Genomic DNA, 21,241 nt, shown 5'->3' with positions numbered 1-21,241 from the left:
TTTCTGAATCGTGAATGCGGACGTGATCGTCGTCGGCGCCGGCCTGGCCGGGCTCGCCGCCACCCATGAGCTCACCGCGGCCGGCAAGCGGGTCGCGCTCGTCGACCAGGAGAGCGCCGCCAACCTCGGCGGGCAGGCGTTCTGGTCGTTCGGCGGGCTGTTCCTCGTCGACACCCCCGAGCAGCGGCGGCTCGGCGTCCGCGACTCCTTCGACCTCGCCTGGCAGGATTGGCAGGGCAGCGCCCAGTTCGACCGGGTGGACGGGGAAGACGCGTGGGCCGTGAAGTGGGCCCGGGCGTACGTCGAATTCGCGGCGAGCGAGAAACGTTCCTGGCTTTCGTCGCTCGGCATGAGCTGGCTGCCAACCGTCGGCTGGGCCGAGCGCGGCTCGCTGCGCGCCGACGGGCACGGCAACTCGGTGCCCCGCTTCCACGTCACGTGGGGGACCGGCACCGGCGTGGTCGCGCCGTTCATCGCCTCCGTGCAGCGGGCGGCCGAGGCCGGCCTGGTCACCTTCCACCACCGCCACCGGGTGGACGAGCTGATCGTTTCGGCGGGGGCCGCCACCGGCGTACGCGGAAAGATCCTTGCCCCTGACACATCGCCGCGGGGTGTCTCCTCGAACCGCGAGGAGACCGCGGATTTCGAGCTGACCGCGCAGGCGGTCGTCGTGACCACGGGCGGTATCGGCGGCGACCACGACCTCGTGCGCCGTTACTGGCCGTCACGGCTGGGAGATCCGCCGCGGAGCATGGTCACCGGCGTTCCCGCCTACGTCGACGGCCGCATGCTCGACATCGCCGAGACGGCCGGCGCGCACCTGGTCAACCGCGACCGGATGTGGCACTACACCGAGGGCATCCGCAACTGGGACCCGATCTGGCCCGGCCACGGCATCCGGATCCTGCCGGCGCCGTCGTCGATGTGGTTCGACGCGCTGGGCCGCCGCCTGCCCGACCCGTGCCTGCCCGGCTACGACACCCTCAGCACGCTGCGTCACCTGCGGACCACGCCGGACATCGCCGAGTTCGACCACTCCTGGTTCATCCTCACCCAGAAGATCATTCGCAAGGAGTTCGCGCTCTCCGGCTCGGAGCAGAACCCGGACATCACCGCGAAAGATCGCCGGGCTTTCGTGCGCGAGCGGATCCTGGGCAAGGGCGCGCCCGGCCCGGTCGAGGCGTTCAAGCGCAACGGCGCCGACTTCGTGGTGGCCGGACAGCTGGAGGAGCTCGTCGCCGGCATGAACAAGCTGACCGACTCGCCGCTGCTGGACGCCGCCCGCATCCGCACGCAGATCGAGGCACGCGACCGCCAGATCGACAACCCGTACAGCAAGGACTCCCAGATCCAGGGGATCCACAACTCGCGCCGCTACCGGGGCGACCGCCTGGGCCGCACAGTGTCGCCGCACCGCATCCTCGACCCGGCCGCGGGCCCGCTGATCGCGGTGAAGCTGCACATCCTGACGCGAAAGTCGCTCGGCGGCATCCAGACCAACCTGGACTCGCAGGCGCTGACGCCGGGCGGCGAGGTCTTCCCGGGCCTGTACGCGGCGGGCGAAGTGGCCGGCTTCGGCGGGGGCGGGGTGCACGGCTACAACGCCCTCGAAGGCACCTTCCTAGGCGGCTGCATCTTCAGCGGGCGCGCCGCCGGTCGCGCGCTGGCGAAGAGCCTCTAGGGCAGCGACCAGCGCTGGTTGGCGCGGCCGTCGCAGGTGACGACCCGGACGGCCGTGCCGGCGGCTGTGCCCGAGGATGGGTCGGTCAGGCACTTGTCGTTCGCCGTGTTGATCACCAGCTGGCCGGAGGTGCGCCACTTGGCGGTGGTGCGGCCGTCGCACCTGGTGATGTGGACCGTGTCGTCGCCGGCGATCAGGGCGCACATGTCGAGGACGCGCACCGTGCCGTCGGTGGCCAGGGTCCAGCGCTGAGCGGCGGTGTTGTTGCAGGTGAAGACCTGGATGTGGTTGAAGTCGACCACCACGGCGCCGTTGAGGTCGAGGCAGAGGCCGTTCTGGCCGCGGATCGTGCCGGTGCGCGCAGGCACGAGGGCCGCGGGCGGCGAGGTGGTTTTCCCCGGAACGCCCGCGGGCGTGCTGCCCGGCGCGGACGAAGACGTGACCGCGGACGAGGACGAGGCGGGCGCGCCGGCCGCGGTGGTGACGGTCGTCGAGTCGGCGCGGCGGGTCGCGGACTTGCGCGGCGTGGAAGACGATGACGCGGTGACGGGCGGCGCGGCGGGGGAGGGCGGAACCAGGCCCGACAGGGCGGGGACCGGAGCGTCGGGCAGCGCCGCCGACACGGACGGGCGCCCACTGGACCGCAGCGCGGCGAAGCCGGCGACGGCCGCGCCGAGCAGAACCACGGCGCAGGCGGCGACCAGCACCACGAGCCGGCGGCGGCCGTTGCGGGCCGGCCGCTCCGCCGGCACCACGGGCAGGATCGCGGTGGGATCGTCGGCGCCCTCGAGCGCGCGGTGGGAGCGGACCTCCCGGGTGGTGGCGGACGGCCAGGTCTGCGTCGACTGATCGGCCTCCGGGGCGCCGGCGCCGTCGAGCAGGTAGGGGCGGACGAGCAGGGGATCCCGCTCCTCGTCGTGGTGGTCGTCGTCCGTCACGCAACACCTGCCGCCATCGAGCCGTCAAGACACGATCGACCGCCCAACCTACCCCCGGCCGCCGGTGAGCCGCTGACCCCCGAAGATCCGACTTTCCGCGCGTTGCGGCCGTCGGGGCCGAGACGGAACACACCGGCCTGCGGCGATGTACGGGGCGTCGGATGGCCGACACCTCGCGTGAACGGCAACGGAGCTGCTCCGTGACGGCGAACCGAGAAGATCCGCCGCGAACCTACCTTTCTGATCATCCGGGGCGACGTGGGCGCCGGTCTACCAGGAAGGTGACGCATGCCGCTCTCCACCCGTCTGCTCGCGGCCGGCGCCGCGAGCCTCGCGCTGGCCGGGGCGATGATCATCGCACCGGCTCAAGCGTCCGCCGCGGCGGCCCCGGCCCGCACCAGCGCCGCCGAGCGCCGCCGGGTCGACTCGGTCGCCACCCCGAAGCTGCGCTGGTACTCCTGCTACGGCTGGGGCGAGTGCGCGACGGCGAAGGTGCCCCTCGACTACGACCGGCCGCAGGGCAAGCAGGTCACGCTCGCGCTGCTGCGGGTCAAGGCCCGCGACCAGAAGCACAAGATCGGCAGCCTCTTCGTCAACCCCGGCGGCCCCGGCGGCTCCGGCGTCTCGATCGCCCTGGCGGCGCCGTACTTCATGAGCGACGCCCTGCTGGACCGCTTCGACGTGGTCGGCATGGACCCGCGCGGCATCGGGTTCAGCGACCAGGTCAACTGCTTCCCCGACGCCGGCCGGCAGACCCCCGCGATGACGACGCTGAGCATCGGCTTCCCGTGGGGCGCCGCGCAGGAGAAGGCGTTCGTCAAGGCGGCCGGGCAGGAGGCCCGGGCCTGCTCGACGACCGGGCGGGAGCTGGCCGGGAGCATGTCGACGGCCGAGGTCGCCCGGGACATGGACGTGATGCGCCGCGCCGTCGGCGACAGCAAGCTCACCTACCTGGGCTTCAGCTACGGCACCGCGCTCGGCCAGTACTACGCCAACATGTTCCCGGACCGGTTCCGGGCCATCGCCGTCGACGGCGTCATCAACCCGCAGGCGTGGGTGGGCACCGCGAAGACCGGCGGGCAGATCCAGGACGACCGGCTGCACTCGGCGGACGGCGCGTGGAGGGCCCTGGCGGAGCTGCTGCGCCGCTGCGGCCTGGCCGGCCCGGCGAAATGCGCGTTCAGCGAGAGCCCGATGCGCCGCTTCCGGGTGATCGCCGAGCGCCTCAAGGCCCATCCGTTCGCCGCCGGCAACGAGAAGGTCACGTACGCCATGTTCATCGGCATGGTGCTGAGCGCCCTCTACGAGCCGGACGCGGGCGACGAGGTGACGGCGCTCGCGGCGCAGCTCTACCAGCTGACCACGCCCGGTTACGTGCCCGACAAGGCGAAGCTGGCCGAGGCGGCCGAGAGGATCGGCCGCATGCGAAGGCAGGCCGAGGGACGGGCGTTTCCCTACGACAACAGCTTTGACGCGTACGCCTCCGTGATGTGCACCGACGGCCGCCACCCGGCGAGTGGCGCCTCGTGGGCCAAGGCCGCCGCCCGCGCGGACAAGCGGGCCACCTACTTCGGCCGGGCGTGGGCCTGGTCGAGCGTGCAGTGCGCCCGCGACAACTGGACGGTGCACGACGAGGACGCCTACACCGGCCCGTTCACCAAGCGCACCCAGCACCCGGTCCTGATCGTCGGCAGCTTCTGGGACCCGGCCACCAACTACGCCGACGCCGTGAAGTCGTCGCAGCTGCTGCCCAACAGCCGCCTGCTGTCCAGCGACAACTGGGGCCACACGGCCTACGGCACGTCGTCCTGCGCCACCGGCATCACCGACCGCTACCTGCTGTACCGGTCGCTGCCCGCCCGCGGCACCAGGTGCGTCGGCGAGCAGCCGTTCCGAACCCCCCTCGAAACCGACCCGACCGTCCAGACGCAGGACACCTTCAACCTGACAACCGCGTCGGTCACCGAGATCGCCGCCCAGGGCCTCCCCGTCCCGGGCGCGCCGAAGGTGCTGCCGCCCGTCGTCTGACCCGGCTGCGAAAGGCCGTCTAAACCCGACTGCGAAACGCCGTCTGACCCGGCGGTGAAAGCGGATGGCCCGCCCTTGGAGGGGCGGGCCATCCGTCGTTGCCGGCGCTTGCATCAGGGACGGCGACTGCGGGACGGACTCCTGGTCGTCAGCGCTTCCAGAAGGCCTTCCGGGAGGGGCGGTCACCCGCGCTGCCCGCGCTGCCCGCGCTGCCCGCGCTGCCTGCGCTGCCCGCGCCACCTGCGCTGCCCGCGCCACCTGCGCCGCCCGCGCCACCTGCGCCGCCCGCGCCGCCCGCGCCGGCGAAGGTGGTCAGGGCGGTCAGGGCCGCCGCCCACTTGTCGTCGACGGAGCCGTCGCCCGTCAGGAGCGTGACCAGGTCGCGCAGCGGGGTGAACTCGTCGCCCGGCAAGGAGCCGAGCAGGACATCGAGGCGACTCGCCAGGTCGTCGAGCAGGTCGCGCCGCTCGTAGGCGGGCAGGCCGGCCGCGTCGCGCAGGCGGCCCGCCTCGACCGTGGCGATCTCGCGCACCTGGTCGAGGGTCGGCGCCGCGCCGCTGGGGGCCATCGCCTTGCCGGCCCGCATCGACCCCGAGACGGCGGCGAAGGTCATCGGCCCGCGGCTCCGCCCGAGGCCACCGCCCGCAGTCCCGCCAGGGGCACGGCCCGCAGCCCCGGCAGGGGCGCCGCCCGCAGCCCCGGCGAGGCCGGCGTCCCCGGACTCGGCCCGTGCCGGAGCGAACCGCGGGGCGCCCGGCGGAGGCGGCGCCATCGGAGCGGCCAGCGGCATCGACGCCGAGATGCCCCGGAACGAGGCGACCTCGAGGCTGGAGTCGTCCCACCCCGACGGCAACTCGACCGGCTGGGTGACCCGGCGGGTCTCGCCGCCCTCGTTGACCACCCGGGCGTCGACCGCCACGAACGCGGTGAACCGGCACAGCACGCCGTAACGCAGGGATGTGGCGACGATCGTGCTCTCCAGGCCACGGTTGCCGGCCGCGTACGCGTCCTCGAGGTCGCGCAGCCGCGCCCGCGCCCACTGGGCGGTGATCGCCGGCTCCTCGCGCTCGCGCACGTCGACCGTCGTGCGGAACTCGCGGTCGTCGCGGGTGCGGCCGGTGACGGTGAGGGTGCCCTCGGCCTTGCCGGCGAACCGGCCCGAGACCACGAGCGGGACGCCCGGGTAGATGCCAGGCAGCCGGGCCGGGCTGCGCTCGTCGTCGAGCAGGCGCAGGCCGGTCGCGGTGACCGTCAGGTCGGTGACGACGGGCGCGCCGATCCGGCGGTGGATCTGCTCCATCGCCGCGTCGAGGCGGTCCTCGCTCTCCACCAGCTCGGCCCGGCCGGCGCCGAGCGCGGCGAGCCGGCCCAGGAAGCCGGCGTTGACCGCGCGGTCGATGCCGATCGTGTGGATGCGGGCGCCGCCGACCAGCGGGGTGATGTCGTGGACGATCTGATCCTCGTTGCCCACCTGGCCGTCGGTGACCAGCACCAGCACCCGGTCGCGGCCCTCGCTCTGCTTGAGCAGGCCGAGCCCGGCCATCAGCGGCGCGAGCAGCTCGGTGCCGCCGCGGGCGTCGGCGCGGGCGAGGTGCTCGACGGCGCGGAAGCGGTTGCGGTCGCTCGCCTCGGCCAGCCCCTCGCCGAGGCCCTCCGGCCGGTCGACGTGGTGGTCGAAGGTGAGCACGGCGAACCGGTCGGCCGCGGTGAGGGTGTCGACCACACGGGCCGCGGCCCGGCGGGCGGCCACCATCTTCCACCCGCCCATGCTGCCGGAGCGGTCCAGCAGCAACACGACGTCCTTGGGGCGGGCGGCGGCGGTGTCGTCGGGCGGGAGCACGACGAGCTGGTAGACGCCCTCGGGCTCGCTCGCGGTCACGTCGGGCACGGCGATCGCGGTCTCGCCGCCGCCCGCATACCCGATGCGGAGCACGAAATCGCGGTCGGCCCGCTCGCCGGGCCGGATGCTCACCGTGCCGTCGTCGTCGGTGACGGTGTGCAGGCTGGATTTGACGTCGCCGAGTGTCAGCCCGGCTGGGTCGATGTGCACGCCCAGGGACAGGCGCAACGGGTTGGGGAAGCCGGGCAGCAGCACCGGCGGGGAGATGCGCGACGCGTCGGGCACGGCGTCGGTGTCGGGCACCTGTCCGTCGCCGACGTAGGGGCCGGGCAGCGGGTTGCCGGGGATGTAGCGCGGCGCCACGACCAGCGGGAAGCGGAACGTGGCCGCGCCGTCTTCGAAGGGCAGCGGGCCGACCAGGCTCAGCTCGATCGTCACGTGCTCGCCGGGCAGGATGTTGCCGACCCGCATGGTGAACACGTCGGGCCGCTCCTCCTCGGCGATCGAGGCGCGCTTGCCGGCCGCGATGGCCTGGTCGTACGCCTCGCGGGCGGCCCCGCGCTCCTGCAGCTCGGCCTCGACCGTGCGGTTGTCGGCGGTCATCTTCATCGAGGTCACGGCGGCGCGGTCGGGCAGCGGAAAGATGTATGTCGCCTCGAGCGCGGTGTCGTGCGCGTTACGGAACTCGGTGACCACTGTGGTGCGGGCGACCAGCCCGCTGACCCGGCTCTGCACGTCGAGCCGGTCGAGCGGCAGGTTGCCCCGCTCGGTGCTGAGGTTGCCGAAGCCGGCGTCGGGCAGGATCCTGATGCGGCCGAGCTCGCCCGGGCTCATCGGGGTGACGGAAAAGGTCATGGCGTTCTCCCATCGATCAGTCCACGGGACTCGAGCAGGCCGAGCAGGGGTGCGGCTGCCTCGGCGATCTCGGCGCGGTCGGTGTCGGTGACGGGGCGCGGGAGCAGCAGGATCGCGCCGCCGCCGAGACTGACCCCGTGCACCGGGGCGGCCTCAGCCACCCGTACGGGATCGGTCTTGTCTTTGCCTTTTGCCGGTTGGTCGGCCCAGAAACGCGGGCGCTCCGCCAGATCGGGGGTGGCGCCGGGCGGATCGTTGGCGGCCAGCAGGTGCTCGGGGATGCGGGAGGCGTCGTCCAGAGCGCGGGGGCTGAGCCAGACGAAGTCGGCCTGGATCTGCCGGAGGCTGCGGCCCTCGGCCTGCCAGCGCTTGATGGCCACCAGCTGCTGCAGGTGGCGAGGGCCGTAGAGCGCCGTCCGCCCGCGCATGCCCAGCGGGCGGTCGACCAGGCCAATCGTCGTATACCACCGGATGGCGCGGCGGTCGGGGACATCGCGGACGCGGCCGTTGGGGGCGCCCGGATACTCGGCCGCCAAGGCCTCGCGCACCCGCTCGACCAACTCATCCATCGTCCACATGCCGACGAGTCTGACACTGTCACCGTGACAGTGTCAACGTTTTAAGCCACCGCCAGGCTGGACCGCGCCGTTGACCACCAGGCGGTAGGGCGCGTATTGCCTGACGTTCTCGCTCGGCTCGTCAAAAGCGACAATCGCCACCACCTTCGCGTACGCCTTGAGCTCGGCGAACTTGTCGACGGGAACGATCCGGGCGCGCTTGCCGTCGATGCCGACCAGGCTCAGGTGCCAGGCGTGCACCGGGGTCGGCACGATCGCCGTCGGGGATCGCCAGGCTTCCAGGCTGGTGCCGTCACTGAGCGTCTTCTTGCCCAGGGTGATCTTCCCGATCCGCCATCCGCCCCGGCTCACGGCGGCGTCGGTGACGTACCTGAGACCCAGGAGCACCTTCTTCCCGGCGTACGGCTTGAGGTTGTAGCTCGCCGTGACCACGCCGGCGCTCGCGGCCGTCAGGCCCGGACCCAGCGGCCCCGGCACCGTCCGATCCCCGGTCACCGCGGTGTAGGTCCGGCCGCCGTTGGTGGAGATCGTCACGTACGCGAAGTCGTAGGAGTCCTCGATGGCGTAGGACGTCTCGAGCTTCAGGGTCGCGTCGGCGGCCGCCGGGACGGTGACCGGGAGAACCGCCTGCGAGTCGAGCCCGTTCGTGTTGCCGGAGAACAGCGTCTTGCCGGCGACCGACCAGCCGGTCGGCAGCGGCGGCAGCGTCGGCGCGCCCTCGAACGACACGGACTTGAGCGGGGTCGGCAGCGGCACGAAGTCGGCGCCGTTGGGCGCGGCCCCGAGAACGTCGTAATCCGCCTTGTTGGCGAGGTTGATCGTGGACCGCAGGCTCTTCGCGGTGACCTGGCTCAGCGGGGCGCCGATCATCTGCCCGCCGTCCTCGCCGACGATCTTGTCGACCAGCGTCATCGTCTGGAAGTCGTGCAGCACGTCGTAGAGGGTGGTCCCGGTGGGCAGCGCCGCCTGCACGCCGGCCAGGCCCTGCCGCACGCCGTCGCGGTGCAGCATCGTGATCACGCCCAGGCCGAAGCGGTCCCGCAGGTAGAGCATGAACGAGTAGGTGATGCCGTAGTCGGCGAGCACCTCGGTCGGCGTGCCCTCGTCCCACAGGTTCAGCGAGTTCTGCGGGCCGCCGCACTCGCGCGGGTTGGCGTTGTACTTCGTCTTGACGTTGCCGAACCCCTGGTAGCAGACCAGGTGACTGTCGTTGCCGGGGTCGTTGACGGTCGCCTTGCCGTCGACGTAGCCGGTCAGCGTCTGCGCGAAGTCGGACAGGCCCTCGTTGACCCAGGACACCTCGGCGGGATCGGCGTAGTACTCCAGCAGGTGCTGCCATTCGTGGGCGAAGGTCGCCTCGTACAGCCGCGGACGGGCCGGGCGGCTGGTGCACAGATCGTCGGTGGGGTCGTCGGCGGGCGCCGCGCCCAGCCGGTGCTTCCAGTCGTACGCGTCGATGGTCATGACGTTGCGGTCGAACATCTCGTTGAGCTGGGCCGAGAAGAACCCGGCGACGTAGGTGACCGCCTTGGGGAAGGTGAAGTAGTTGTCGTCGCGGATGTTGTCGACGAGCGTGACCGTCTTGTCCGCGTCGCCGGTGTAGTCACCCTCGAGGGCCGCGTTCGTGCCGTCGCGGCCGGGCGGGGTGCTGAAGGTGGCGGTCTCCTTCGGATAGATCGTGTCGTCGAACTCGTGGATCAGGCCCGCGATCCGGGCGTCGCTCACGTCGATGGAGTTCTTGCGGCAGTCCTTGGCCGGGAACGCGAGGTCCTCGGCCACCCACACCTCGATGTGCTTGCCGACGGCGCGCAGCTTGTAGCTCTTCGGGTAGTACCGGCCGGCGACGTCGTCGAGACCCATCCACTCGCGGACGGTGCCGATCGCCGGCGTGCCCACGGCGGCGCGCGACTCGGGCCGCTTGCGGTACCGGGGATGCTCGGGCAGCGGTTTGCCGTCGAGGGTGAATCGCGTGCGGGTGAGCTCGCGGGTGTCGGACACGGGAGCCGGCCGCGCGGCGGTGGCCGGGGCCGGCACGGACAAAAGCGACGAGACCACGGCGGTCAGCGCGAAGGTTGCAAAACGGACACGATCCATGAAAATGGACGCTACCCGCCACGCGACCAGGCCAGGCGCAACACGCGCTATTCGAACAGGGAGTGGTGGCCGTCGCCTTCCGCGCGGCGGCGCGCCCGGCGCCGGAACTGCACCACGACCATGTCGACGACCGCGACCACGGCCCAGGCGAGCAGCAGCCAGCCCGGCACTGTCCAGCCGGCGTGGAACAACCAGATCGCCAGCAGGGTGCACACGACGAAGCCGAACGCGGCCAGGATCAGCCGCAGGTTCAGCGCGCTGTACGGCTCGTCGGCCGTCCCGCGACGGCCCGGCGGCTGGGCTCCGATGGGCATGTCCGGCGCGTACCCCTGTCGTGTCGGCGGCAAACCGGCCGGGCATCAGGCTACGCGCGGCCGGGTTGGCCCGGCGGGACCGGGCCAACCCGGGCCGTCCACGGACGTCAGGCGATCTCGCGGCGCAGGATCCGCCACGAGCCGAGGACCAGCGGCAGCGCCACCCAGACCAGGCAGGACACCGCGAGCCGCCCGTACTCCCCGGCGGTCATCGACGGCTCGGACAGCGGCCCGGAGGTCAGGCCGAGGTCGAGCCAGCCCGAGACCCGTTCCAGCGACTTGATCGTCTCGCGCAGGATCCCCCAGATCGTCGGCAGCGCGAAGAACGCGACGATGGCCAGCGGCGAATTCTGCAGCAGCGCGCCGAACGCCATGCCCACCATGAGGAACAGCACCTCGGTCAGCGCGCCCTGCCAGATCAGCGACCCGTCGACGTGCCAGCCGCCGTCGCCGCCCAGCGCCGCCGCGAGCACGTTGGCCGCGGCGGCGAACAGCAACGTCACCGCCGTTGTGGCGAGCGCGATCAGCACCCCGGCCGCCAGCTTGGCCGTGACCACCCGCAGGCGCGACGGGACCAGGGCGAAGGTGGTCAGCGCGGTGCGCTGGGACCACTCGCCGGTCATCGACAGGATGCCGAGCACCGGCAGCAGGACCGTCGACGGCGCCAGGCCGAAGGCGAAGAAGTCGGCGAAGGTCTGCTCCTCGTCGGGCGCCCAGCCGAGCAGGATCACCGCCGTGCCGACGACGCCGAGCGCGATCAGGACCAGCATCCACAGGCCGGCCCGGGTATCGGCGAGCTTGCGCAGCTCGACCAGCGTGAGGCGGGGGAGCGGGATGCTCATCGGACCGCCTCCCGCACCGACTCGCCGGCGGTCAGCTCGAGGAAGATCTGCTCCAGCCCGCCGGAGCCGGCCGGCCGCAGCTCGACCAGCGCCACGCCGGACTCGGCCGCGGCCCGGCCGATCGCCTCGGCGCCGCCGCGGACGACGACACCCCCGTCAGTCGTCGGCGTGCCGGCCAGGCCGGCTCGGTCGAGCGCCGCGGCGAGCGCGGCCGGGTCGAGGGCCCGGACCAGCGTGCCGGCCGAGGCGAGCAGATCGTCGCGGGCGCCCTCGGCGACGACGCGGCCGCCGCCGATCACGACCAGATGGTCGGCCACCGCCTCCACCTCGCGCAGCAGATGGGACGAGAGCAGCACGGTGCCGCCGCGGTCGGCGAACTCGCGCAGCAGCCCCCGCATCCAGAAGATGCCCTCGGGATCGAGCCCGTTGGCCGGCTCGTCGAGGATCAGCACCGCCGGGTCGCCGAGCAGGGCGTGGGCCAGGCCGAGGCGCTGGCGCATGCCGAGCGAGTACCGCCGCACCCGGCGGCGGGCGGCCGTCGCGTTGAGACCGACGCGCTCCAGCGCCCGGTCGGCGTGGCCCCGGCCGACACCCATGGTGAGCGCGGCGAGGGCGAGCACCTCGCGGCCGGTGCGGCCGCCGTGCTGGGCGGAGGCGTCGAGCAGGACGCCGATCTGCCGGCCCGGGTTGCCGAGCCGGCGGTAGGGGACGCCGCACACGGTCGCGGCGCCGGAGGTGGGCGGGGTGAGCCCGCAGATCATGCGCATGGTGGTGGACTTGCCGGCCCCGTTGGGCCCGAGGAACCCGGTCACCGTGCCCGGCTCGCAGGTGAACGACACGTCGTCGACGGCGGGGTGACTCCCGTATCTCTTCGTGAGGTGCTCGACCCTGATCATGCGTCTCAGGGTGCGGGGGCGGGCCGGGACGCGGCGACGGCCAGAGGTCGACGCCGGCCGCCGAAGGTCGATGAAACCGTCGACTTTGGTCGGTATCAGCGCGCGGGCGAAAGGGGCCAGAGTGGTTCCTGCGCGAGGCGCTCGGCCTCGCGGAGCACGCGCAGGATGTTGCGGCCGGCCAGCTTGTCGAGGTCGGCCTCCGACCAGCCACGGGAGGAGAGCTCGGTGAGCAGTCGGGGATACCCGGATACGTCGGACAGCCCGTCGGGCAGCTCGGTCGTGCCGTCGAAGTCGCCGCCGAGGCCGACGTGGTCGACGCCGGCCACGTCCCGGGCGTGGTCGACGTGATCGGCGACCTGGGCGACCGTGACGACCGGCCGGGGGTTGGCCGCCACCCAGGCGCGGAAGGCGGGCTGGGCCTCGGGATCCGCCTCCCGGCTCGGCGGCATGGTGGCCGGGTCCTCGGCCGGGCGCGGCGCGCGCGGCCAGGTGGTGAGCGGGTCGGGCAGGCCGAGCCGCCGCCACTCGGCGTCGGCGGCGGCCATCCAGGCGCGGGCCTCGGCCGAGACGAAGGGGGCGACGAAGGTGAGCTGGACGACGCCGCCGTTGTCCCGCAGGCGGGTCAGCACATCGTCGGGCACGTTGCGGGGATGGTCGTGGACGGCGCGGGAGCCGGAGTGGCTGAAGATGACCGGAGCGAAAGCAGTGTCCAGAGCGGCGTGCATGGTGACCGGCGCGACGTGGGAGAGGTCGGCGAGCATGCCGATCCGCTGCATCTCCCGGACCACCGCGCGGCCGTCGTCGTTCAGCCCTTCTACCGCGGGCTCGGCGGCCGCCGAGTCGGCCCACGAGGTGTTGTGGTTGTGGGTGAGGGTCATGTACCGCACGCCCAGGCGGGCGAACGCGCGTAGCACGCCGAGCGACGTGGCGATGCTGTGGCCGCCCTCGATGCCGATCAGCGAGGCGATCCGGCCCTCGCCGATGATCCGCTCGACGTCGTCGGCGGTGTAGGCGATCGCAAGGTCGTCGGGATAGGCCGCAGCCATCCGGTAGACGGCGTCGACCTGCTCCATCGTCGAAACCACGGCCTCGGGCTCGGGCAGCGAGGACGGCACGTACACCGACCAGAACTGGCCGCCCACCCGGCCGGCGCGCAGCCGGGGGATGTCGGTCTGCAGCTCGGGGCGGGGCTCGTCGAGGCCCCCGACCCGGTAACCGAAGCGGGCGCGCAGTTGCAGGGGCAGGTCGTTGTGCCCGTCGACGATCGGCATCATGAGAATCTGGCTACCCGCCGGGCCGCCGTCGCGCAACTCGTTCGCCGGGAAAGCGGGGCCCCGGCGGACTTTGGCGTCGCTTTCGTGGGCACTCACGCGAGTTTGAGGTAGATCAGATCGCCAGTTTGTTCATCTTGAGATGGGCCCAAGACGGCTGCCGTTTCCGTATTGTTAACGAACGGCCGCCGCCCACATTCGGCGGCCCGCGCGATGCGGAATCCGTTGCGCGCGAAGCGGTCGCGTGACCGACGGCGTCGGAGGGAGGCCCATCATGGCTAAGAAGTCGAAGAAGTCGAAGAAGGACAAGAAGAACAAGAAGAAGAAGTGATCCCACGCGGGGCGGCTCCGGATATCCGGGCCGCCCCGCGCTTCTCGGCACAGGCTCCCGAATCTCTCAGGTAGCCACCCTCCCGCCCGATTCTGTGACCCGACGGCTTTGTCAGGCACGACGGGGGAGGGAGTCGGGTGACTGTTCGGCGTCCCGTTCCCGTAGCGATCGCGATCGTGCTCGCACTGGCCTGCGCATTGGCTTACACGGCCCCGCTTGCGGCCACCCACATCGCGACCGGCCTGATCGCCCTCGGCGCGGCCGTGGCCTGCCTGGTGCGGGCCGGTCGGCGGCAGGGCCGGATGCGGGTCGCCTGGGCCGGTCTCGGCCTCGGCGCTCTCGCGGGTGGGCTGCCCGGCGTGCCCACCCCGGGCTACTTCGCCATGATGCTGCTGGTGCCGGCGATGTTCTACGCGCCGGTCCCGGACCGGTCGACCCTCGAGAAGGTCCGCGGCTTCACCGACACCCTGATGATCGGGTCGTCGCTGGTCGCCCTCAGCTACCACGTGCTGCACAACCAGGCCCACGCGGTGTATGCGATCGGCGATGTCGTGCTCGGCACCGTCGCCCTCGCCGGGCTTGCGCGGCTGCGCCGTGGCGTTCCCGACCTGCGAGCCCTCACCCTCGCCAGCAGCGCCCTGCTCACCGTGGCCGTCGCCGGCAGCCTCGGCCACGGCGGCTACGACCGGCTCAGCGCGGCCGGGTGGCTCGCCGGATTCGCGTTGCTGGGCCTCGCCGCCGTCCTCGGGCACACCGGGGCCGACGACGAGGTCGAACGCGACGAGCGGCGATCGATGACCATGCTGCTGCCGTACGCGGTCGTGGTCCTGGGCTTGATCGTCGGCACCGTGCGGCTCGCCATGGGCGGCTCGCCCAGCACCGTGGGGAACTGGACCCGGTCGATCTGCATCGGCCTGATCGTGGTGCGGCAGGCGCTGCTGATGCTGGAGAGCCGCCGGCTCGCCCGGCAACTGGAGCAGCGTGTCACCGAGCGCGCCGCCGACCTGCACGCCCGCGAGTTGCGGTTCCGCGCGCTCGTCGAGCAGAGCAGCGACTCGATGGCGATCCTCGAGGCCGACTCGACAGTGCGCTACCAGTCCGAGTCGATCGAGCGAATCTTCGGCTACCCGGCTTCGCACCTGATCGGGAAAAGTTTCTGCGACCTTGCCGGCAAGAAGGTGGGCGCGCGGGTCGTGGCCGCGATCGACGAGGTCAAGAACACCCCGGGCGCGACCACCACTTTCGAGATCATGCTGTGGCACGCGGACGGGCAGGCCCGGCTCGCCGAGATGACCATCACGAACCTGCTGGACGACCCGTATGTCCAGGGCCTGGTCTTCAACACCCGTGACGTCAGCGAGGCCCAGGTGCTGCAGGACCGCCTGCGCCAGGAGGCCTACTACGACGGGCTGACCGGGCTGGCCAGCCGGGCCGGCTTCCGCGAGCGGCTGGCCGAGTCGGCCGAGCGCAACTCGTGCTCGCGGATCGCGATTCTTTTCCTGGACCTCGACGGCTTCAAGGAGATCAACGACAGCCTCGGCCACGACGCCGGCGACCACTTGCTCGTGCACGTTGCCGAAAGGCTGCGAAAGTTGCTGCCCGCGCCGCGCGTGGTGGCGCGCCTCGGCGGCGACGAGTTCGCGGTGATCGTCGAGGCCGACAACGCCCGCGACGACGCCGAGATGACCGCCATGGAGATCATCGCCGCGCTCGCCGCGCCGATCCTCGTCGACGACCGCGAGCTGCACGTGAGCGCCTCGATCGGCATCGCGTCGGCCGCCGACGCCGGCGACATCGAGCAACTGCAGCGCGACGCCGACCTGGCCATGTACCGGGCCAAGGACGCAGGCGGCGACGGTTACCGGGTGTACGACCCGAGCATGCACGATGCGTTGACGCGCCGGCTCGAGCTCGCCGCCGACCTGCGTCTCGCCCTCGAGCGGGACGAGCTCGTGCTGCACTACCAGCCCAAGGTCGACCTGCGCACCGGCGAGATCTTCGGCTTCGAGGCGCTGGTCCGCTGGCAGCACCCGACCCGCGGGATGGTGCCGCCGCTCGACTTCATCGGCGTCGCCGAGGCCACCGGACTCATCGTTCCGCTGGGCCGATGGGTGCTCACCGAGGCGTGCCGGCAGGCCGTCGCGTGGGGCCGCCCGCTGAAGATGGCGGTCAACCTCTCGGTGCGCCAGTTCGAGGACGGCGATGTCGCGGCGATGGTCGCGGCCGTGCTCGCCGAGACCGGGATGCCGCCCGGACAGCTGTGCCTGGAGATGACGGAGAGTGTTCTGCTCACCGACACCGACGAGAATCTGTCACGCATCGTGTCGCTGAAGGCTCTCGGCGTCATGCTCGCGATGGACGATTTCGGCACCGGCTACTCGTCGCTGGCCTACCTGCGCCGCTTCCCGATGGACGTGCTCAAGATCGACCGCTCCTTCGTGGACCGGCTCGGCGGCGAGAGCGAGGACGAGGCGCTCGTGCGCACCATCGTCCGCTTGGGGCAGCGCTTCGGCATGCACACGGTCGCCGAGGGCATCGAGAACGAAACTCAACTCGCGATCCTGCAGGAAATGGGCTGCGATTTCGCACAGGGCTACCTGCTCTCGCGCCCGCTCCCAGCCACCGACGCGACAAAACTCCTGGACCGAGGCTTGCCCTTCCCGGTCCCCGCATGAACCTAGCCTCCTAGGAAGCCGAAGACAGAGCGACCAGCAATACCCATTTGGTACGCGGTCGGTGAAGCACCCGCCGCGGCGCCCGGCTGGCTGCCGGGTCACCCTCCGCGCGCGGCCGCCGGGCTGTCCCGGCGGGCAAAAACAAGCCCCGCACCGGTTTTCCGGTGCGGGGCGAAAGTTTCCGGTAGGGGATCGATGCCGCTGCGGGTCGCCGGCTTCAGTCAGCGCAGGCGCTGGGCGCAGAGGGCCGAGACCCAGAGCATCGCGGTGATCGCGCCGATCGCCAGGGTCAGCGAGCCTGCCGTGCCGCCCGACATCGCCCAGCCGTTGCCGAGCAGCAGGGCCGTGCCGGCGGCGGCCGAGGCCAGGGCGCGGCGGCGGTCGCCGGAGCGGGCGAAGTGGCGGGCCAGGACGTAGCAGGCGGCGATCAGGGTGCCGAAGGCGATGGTGCCGCTGCCGAAGTGCGCGAAACTGTGCCACGAAAGAACCCCGGGGCCGGCGGGCGTACCGGCCGGGAAACCGTCGGCGGGGTCCATCGTGAAGATGCCGGCGGCGAACACTCCCGCGCCGCTGACGGCCAGCAGGCGCGGCGCCCAGCGGCTGTCGACAACGTCGCGCAGGCCGACCGCGCCGGCGACCATCAAGGCGCCCGCGATCAGGAAGTTGGCGATCTGCAGCCAGCCCAGCGAACCGGTGCTCAGCATGCTCAGCGGGTGCCGGGTGATGTCGAATCCGTCGCGGGTGAACGCCTGGACGAGCGAGACGCCGGCCCACAGCGGCGCGGCGACGGCGCCGGCGAGGAGCAGGGAACGGGTGCGGCTGCGGGTGGTGGGAACGGCAGCGAAAGCAGCAACTGCGGACATGACTGGTTCCTCCTGGAAAGTTTGGTGTCTGTCCTGACGTCGGCTCGCCGATGCGACAGGGAACGGCCGCCATTCCCTGTCGTTATGCTGAGCCGACGAAGGGGTGTCCGCGACACACCGACCTCACCCGAGGAGCAGAACGATGCGTTACCTGATGATTTCGAAGCCTTCGGCCACCCCGCCCGACGCGAAGCTCTTCGCCGACATGGGGGCGTTCATCGAGGAGCTCACCGCGGCCGGCGTCCTGCTGGCCACCGGCGGCCTCGAGCCCGGCGGCGTCACCATGCGCTCGGAGGGTGACGAGATCACCGTCACCGACGGGCCGTTCGCCGAGGCGAAGGAGGCCGCGGCCGGCTTCGCGCTGATCGAGGTCGGCTCGAAGGAGGAGGCGATCGAGCTGGGCCGCCGCTTCCGCAAGATCGTCGGCGATGGGGAGAGCACCATGCAGCAGGTCTTCGGCTAGCGAGATGCCCGACGTCCACCGCACGATCGACGCGGTCTGGAAGCTGGAGTCCGCGAAGATCGTGGGCGGTCTGGCCCGGCTCGTGCACGACGTCGGGCTGGCCGAGGAGCTCGCCCAGGACGCCCTGGTCGCCGCCCTCGAGCAGTGGCCGACGGCGGGTGTCCCCGACAACCCCGGCGCCTGGCTGACGACTGTCGCCAGGCGCCGGGCCATCGACCACATTCGCCGGGAACAACGAAACTTCGCGATGGACGGCGATGTGCCGTACGCGGAAAGTTTTGAACCGCAAGACGACGTACTGCGCTTGATGTTCGTCTGCTGTCACCCGGCGCTGACGCGCGAAGCGCGCGTCGCGCTGACCCTGCGCCTGGTCGCCGGCCTGTCCGCGGCGGAGATCGCCCGTGCCTTCCTGCTGGACGAGCCGCAGGTGGTGCGGCGGATCGCGGCCGCGAAACAAACGCTGGCCGATGAGGGTGTGGATTTCGCGAAACAAACGTCGCCGGGGCGGCTCGACTCGGTGTTGGAGGTTCTTTACCTGGTCTTCAACGAGGGTTATGCGGCGACGGCGGGTCAGGATCTGATCCGGGCGGATCTGTGCCGGGAGGCGTTGCGCCTGGGCCGGATGCTCGCCGAGCTCGCGCCGGACGAGGCAGAGGTGCACGGCCTGGTGGCGCTGATGGAGTTGCAGGCGTCCCGGTCGGCGGCCCGGATCGGCCCGTCGGGCGAGCTGATCCTGCTGCACGAGCAGAACCGCGGTCGCTGGGACCATCTGCTCATCAAGCGTGGTTTCGCCGCGATGCTGCGGGCCCGGGCGCTGAACGCGCCGCCGGGGCCTTATGTGCTGCAGGCCGCGATCGCCGTCTGTCATGCGCAGGCGTCGTCGGCCGCCGAGACGGATTGGGCCCGCATCGCGACGCTGTATGACGCGCTGGCGCGGCTGCTGCCGACGCCGGTGGTGCGCCTCAACCGGGCCGTGGCGATCGGCATGGCGCGGGGGCCGGCGGCGGGGCTGGCCGAGGCCGACGAGCTGCTGACCGATTCGTCGTTGCGCGACTATCACCTGCTGCCGTCCGTGCGCGGTGACCTGCTCGCCCGGCTGTCGCGGCGAGAGGAGGCGCGCCGGGAGTTCGAGCGGGCGCTGACCCTGACCCGCAATGAGTCCGAGCGCGAGTTTCTGCGCCGCCGGGCCTGGGAGATGGGCGAAATTTCGCCCGCCATTGCCACCTTGGGCGAGGCCGTTTCCGCGTTTCTTTCGCGCGACGACCTCGACGCGGCTTCGGTGCGGTCGTATCGGCAGACTTTCGAGCGGTTGAGCCGGGCGTTGGGGGAGAGCCTGCCGCTCGACGAGCTGACCGCCGAGCGGTTGGCCGAGGTGTGCACGACGGCGTGGGGCGGCGCGGCCGCGAAGACGTGGAACCGGCATCGCGCCACGCTGAGGTCCTTCGCCGCCTTCTCGTCGCTGCCGACGCTGGCCGATGCGCTGACCCGCCGGGCGGAAACTGTCGCGCCGGCTTCACCGATCCCGGCGGAAACTTTCGCGGCGCTGTTTTCCGAGGCGGCTCACTCCGTGCGGGAGCGAACTTTCTGGCGCCTGTTGCACGAGTCGTCGGCCGCCGTGACCGCCGTGCTGGCCCTCAACGTGGAAGACCTCGACCTGGAGGATCGGCGCGCCCGCGTCGGCGGCCGGTGGGTGACGTGGCGGTCCGGGACCGCGAAACTTCTGCCCTCGCTGGTAGCGGATCGCACGGCCGGCCCGTTGTTTCTCACCGATCGCCGGCCGGCGCCATCCGCGACCGCGGACCGGTGCCCGCACACCGGGCGCGCCCGCCTGTCCTACGAGCGTGCCGAGTATCTCTTCAAGCGGGCCTCCGGGTTCACGCTGCGGTCGCTGCGCGCGGGATAGGGTGCCCGGCGTGAGCGAGTCGCCGTGGCGGATGGTCCGGGAGTTCCACGAGGTGTTCGGGCTGGAGCACCCCGACCGGCCCACCCCGATTCCGCCCGAGCGGGCCGCCGTCCGGCAGCGCCTGCTCGACGAGGAGGTCGGCGAGGTGGCCGAGGCGTCCGCGGCTGCCCAGCTCGACCCGTCGCCGCGGCGCCTGGCCGAGTTGGCGCGCGAGCTCGCCGACGTCGTGTACGTCGCCTACGGCACGGCGATCACCCACGGCATCGACCTGGACGCCGTGATCGCCGAGGTGCACCGGGCCAATATGAGCAAGCTCGGCGAGGACGGCCGTCCGGTGGTGCTCGACGGCAAGGTGCAGAAGGGGCCGAACTTCCGCCCGCCGGATCTGGCCGCGCTGTTCAGCGAGTGACCGCTGGGGTATCGGCTTCCTTGGCGCGCCGGCTTATCGCGCCGGTCGCCGCGGCCGTCAGCAGCCCCGCGATCAGCCCCCAGAAGGCCGAGCCGATGCCGAGCAGTTTCACGCCCGACGCCGTGGCGAGGAAGGTGACCACCGCCGCCTCGCGCCAGCGGGTGTCGCTGAGCGCTGAGGTCAGTGAGGAGCCGATCGTGCCCAGCAGCCCGATCCCGGCGATGCCGAGGACCATGGGGGCGGGCAGGGCGAGCAGCAGCGAGCCGACCGTCGCGCCCAGCGCGCCGATCACCAGGTAGAAGACGCCGGCCCAGACGCCCGCGAGGTAGCGGCGGCGCGGGTCGGGGTGGGCCTGCGGGCCGGTGCAGATCGCGGCGGTGATGGCGGCCAGGTTGAGGCCGAAGGCGCCGAACGGGGCGAGCACGAAGTTGGTGACGCCGGTCCAGGTGATCAGCGGGGAGACCGGGACGTCATAGCCGTCGTTGCGCAGGACCGCGACGCCGGGGAGGTTCTGTGAGGCCATCGTGACGACGAACAGCGGGAGGGCCACGCCGATCGCGGCCTGCCAGGAGAACGAGGGCGCGGTGAAGACCGGCTTGGCGAAGGCCAGGTCGACCGAGGACAGGTGCATCTCGCCGAGCGCGGCCGCCACCGCGATGCCGGCGGCGAGGGCCGCGAGGACGGCGTAGCGGGGGAGCAGGCGGCGGCACACCAGGTAGACCGCGAACATGGTGAAGACCAGGGCGAAGTCGTTCTCCATGCTGCCGAACAGCGCCGAGCCGAACTGGACCAGCACGCCGGCCAGCAGCGCGGCCGCCAGGGAGACCGGGACGCGGCTCATCACGCGGGCGAACCAGCCGGTCACGCCGCTGAGGGTGATCAGGGCCGCCGAGATCAGGAAGGCTCCGGTGGCCTCGCGCAGGTTCAGGCCGTCGAGGCCGGTGGCGAGCAGCGCGGCGCCGGGCGTGGACCAGGCGGTGATGATCGGGGCCTTGTAGCGCAGGGACAGGCCGATGCAGGTCAGGCCCATGCCCACGCCGAGCGCCAGCATCCAGGAGGCCAGCACATCGCTGTCGGCGCCGGCGGCCCGGGCGGCGGAGAAGACGATCGCCGCCGAGCTGGTGAGGCCGATGAGCGTGGCGAGCAGGCCGGCGGTCACGGCGGAGAGCGGAGCCACCCGGGACAGGCGGCGGAGGAAGGTCATGCACGCTCCCCGGCAGGTTCATCAAGCGAAAAGCGATGCTAAACCAAGGAGCCCCG

16 protein-coding genes are annotated in these 21,241 nt (G+C 72.0%); 6 read left to right on the top strand and 10 right to left on the bottom strand.

Going from position 1 to position 21,241, the window contains the following annotated elements; all coding sequences use genetic code 11:
- The first annotated feature begins 10 nt into the window (after positions 1-10).
- On the top strand, positions 11-1,681 hold the full coding sequence (locus ACQPZX_RS28930) for an FAD-binding dehydrogenase (protein ID WP_433361672.1): 1,671 nt from the start codon (positions 11-13) through the stop codon (positions 1,679-1,681).
- On the opposite strand, the gene ACQPZX_RS28925 is transcribed toward ACQPZX_RS28930, so the two are convergent.
- A complete protein-coding gene (locus ACQPZX_RS28925) occupies positions 1,678-2,619 on the bottom strand; it encodes a ricin-type beta-trefoil lectin domain protein (protein ID WP_433361669.1) in 942 nt (313 codons plus the stop codon). The genes ACQPZX_RS28930 and ACQPZX_RS28925 overlap by 4 nt on opposite strands.
- Positions 2,620-2,907: 288 nt before the next feature.
- Between ACQPZX_RS28925 and ACQPZX_RS28920 the strand changes: the two genes are divergently transcribed.
- A complete protein-coding gene (locus ACQPZX_RS28920) occupies positions 2,908-4,647 on the top strand; it encodes an alpha/beta hydrolase (protein WP_433361666.1) in 1,740 nt (579 codons plus the stop codon).
- A 148-nt stretch (positions 4,648-4,795) separates the two neighbouring features.
- Here ACQPZX_RS28920 and ACQPZX_RS28915 read toward each other — a convergent pair whose 3' ends face one another.
- The 7 genes from ACQPZX_RS28915 to ACQPZX_RS28885 all read right to left on the bottom strand — a co-directional run bounded on the left by ACQPZX_RS28915 (position 4,796) and on the right by ACQPZX_RS28885 (position 13,337).
- Positions 4,796-7,342 carry a VIT domain-containing protein gene (locus tag ACQPZX_RS28915; protein WP_433361663.1) on the bottom strand — a complete coding sequence of 849 codons (2,547 nt, stop codon included), beginning with the start codon at positions 7,340-7,342 and terminating at the stop codon, positions 4,796-4,798.
- Positions 7,339-7,920: a MerR family transcriptional regulator gene (locus tag ACQPZX_RS28910; RefSeq protein ID WP_433361660.1), complete on the bottom strand. Its 582-nt coding sequence runs from the start codon at positions 7,918-7,920 to the stop codon at positions 7,339-7,341. The genes ACQPZX_RS28915 and ACQPZX_RS28910 overlap by 4 nt, the downstream gene beginning before the upstream one ends.
- A 33-nt stretch (positions 7,921-7,953) precedes the next feature.
- Positions 7,954-10,014, bottom strand: coding sequence for a peptidase M6 immune inhibitor A (locus ACQPZX_RS28905; RefSeq protein ID WP_433361657.1), 2,061 nt, complete (start codon positions 10,012-10,014; stop codon positions 7,954-7,956).
- Between the two features lie 47 nt (positions 10,015-10,061).
- Positions 10,062-10,328 carry a hypothetical protein gene (locus ACQPZX_RS28900; RefSeq protein WP_433361654.1) on the bottom strand — a complete coding sequence of 89 codons (267 nt, stop codon included), beginning with the start codon at positions 10,326-10,328 and terminating at the stop codon, positions 10,062-10,064.
- 107 nt (positions 10,329-10,435) lie between these two features.
- Positions 10,436-11,170: an ABC transporter permease gene (locus tag ACQPZX_RS28895; RefSeq protein WP_433361651.1), complete on the bottom strand. Its 735-nt coding sequence runs from the start codon at positions 11,168-11,170 to the stop codon at positions 10,436-10,438.
- Entirely contained in the window at positions 11,167-12,066 is a 900-nt protein-coding gene (locus ACQPZX_RS28890; RefSeq protein ID WP_433361648.1) for an ABC transporter ATP-binding protein, read from the bottom strand. Before ACQPZX_RS28890 ends, ACQPZX_RS28895 begins: the two co-directional genes overlap by 4 nt.
- A gap of 95 nt (positions 12,067-12,161) precedes the next feature.
- Positions 12,162-13,337, bottom strand: a complete 1,176-nt coding sequence (locus tag ACQPZX_RS28885) for a dipeptidase (protein ID WP_433361645.1) — start codon at positions 13,335-13,337, stop codon at positions 12,162-12,164.
- A gap of 468 nt (positions 13,338-13,805) precedes the next feature.
- On the opposite strand from ACQPZX_RS28885, the gene ACQPZX_RS28880 reads away from it, so the two are divergent.
- Positions 13,806-16,343 (top strand): putative bifunctional diguanylate cyclase/phosphodiesterase, encoded by a 2,538-nt coding sequence (locus ACQPZX_RS28880; RefSeq protein ID WP_433361642.1) that lies wholly within the window; start codon positions 13,806-13,808, stop codon positions 16,341-16,343.
- Positions 16,344-16,564: 221 nt separating this feature from the next.
- On the opposite strand, the gene ACQPZX_RS28875 is transcribed toward ACQPZX_RS28880, so the two are convergent.
- Positions 16,565-17,206 carry a DUF998 domain-containing protein gene (locus ACQPZX_RS28875; protein ID WP_433361639.1) on the bottom strand — a complete coding sequence of 214 codons (642 nt, stop codon included), beginning with the start codon at positions 17,204-17,206 and terminating at the stop codon, positions 16,565-16,567.
- Positions 17,207-17,348: 142 nt separating this feature from the next.
- On the opposite strand from ACQPZX_RS28875, the gene ACQPZX_RS28870 reads away from it, so the two are divergent.
- Genes ACQPZX_RS28870 through ACQPZX_RS28860 form a run of 3 tightly spaced genes read left to right on the top strand, consistent with a single transcriptional unit; the run spans position 17,349 to position 19,981 of the window.
- The gene (locus ACQPZX_RS28870; RefSeq protein WP_433361636.1) at positions 17,349-17,669 is read left to right on the top strand and encodes a YciI family protein; all 321 of its coding nucleotides are present in this window, start codon (positions 17,349-17,351) and stop codon (positions 17,667-17,669) included.
- Positions 17,670-17,673: 4 nt separating this feature from the next.
- A complete protein-coding gene (locus ACQPZX_RS28865) occupies positions 17,674-19,572 on the top strand; it encodes a DUF6596 domain-containing protein (protein WP_433361633.1) in 1,899 nt (632 codons plus the stop codon).
- 10 nt (positions 19,573-19,582) lie between these two features.
- Positions 19,583-19,981 (top strand): MazG nucleotide pyrophosphohydrolase domain-containing protein, encoded by a 399-nt coding sequence (locus ACQPZX_RS28860; protein WP_433361630.1) that lies wholly within the window; start codon positions 19,583-19,585, stop codon positions 19,979-19,981.
- Here the strand turns inward: ACQPZX_RS28860 and ACQPZX_RS28855 are convergent.
- The gene (locus tag ACQPZX_RS28855) at positions 19,971-21,185 is read right to left on the bottom strand and encodes a benzoate/H(+) symporter BenE family transporter (RefSeq protein ID WP_433361627.1); all 1,215 of its coding nucleotides are present in this window, start codon (positions 21,183-21,185) and stop codon (positions 19,971-19,973) included. The genes ACQPZX_RS28860 and ACQPZX_RS28855 overlap by 11 nt on opposite strands.
- Positions 21,186-21,241 lie beyond the last annotated feature (56 nt).

The sequence above is a fragment of the Actinoplanes sp. CA-142083 genome (assembly GCF_050942195.1).
Taxonomy (GTDB): Bacteria; Actinomycetota; Actinomycetes; order Mycobacteriales; family Micromonosporaceae; genus Actinoplanes.
This window is presented reverse-complemented; position numbering and strand designations above follow the sequence as displayed.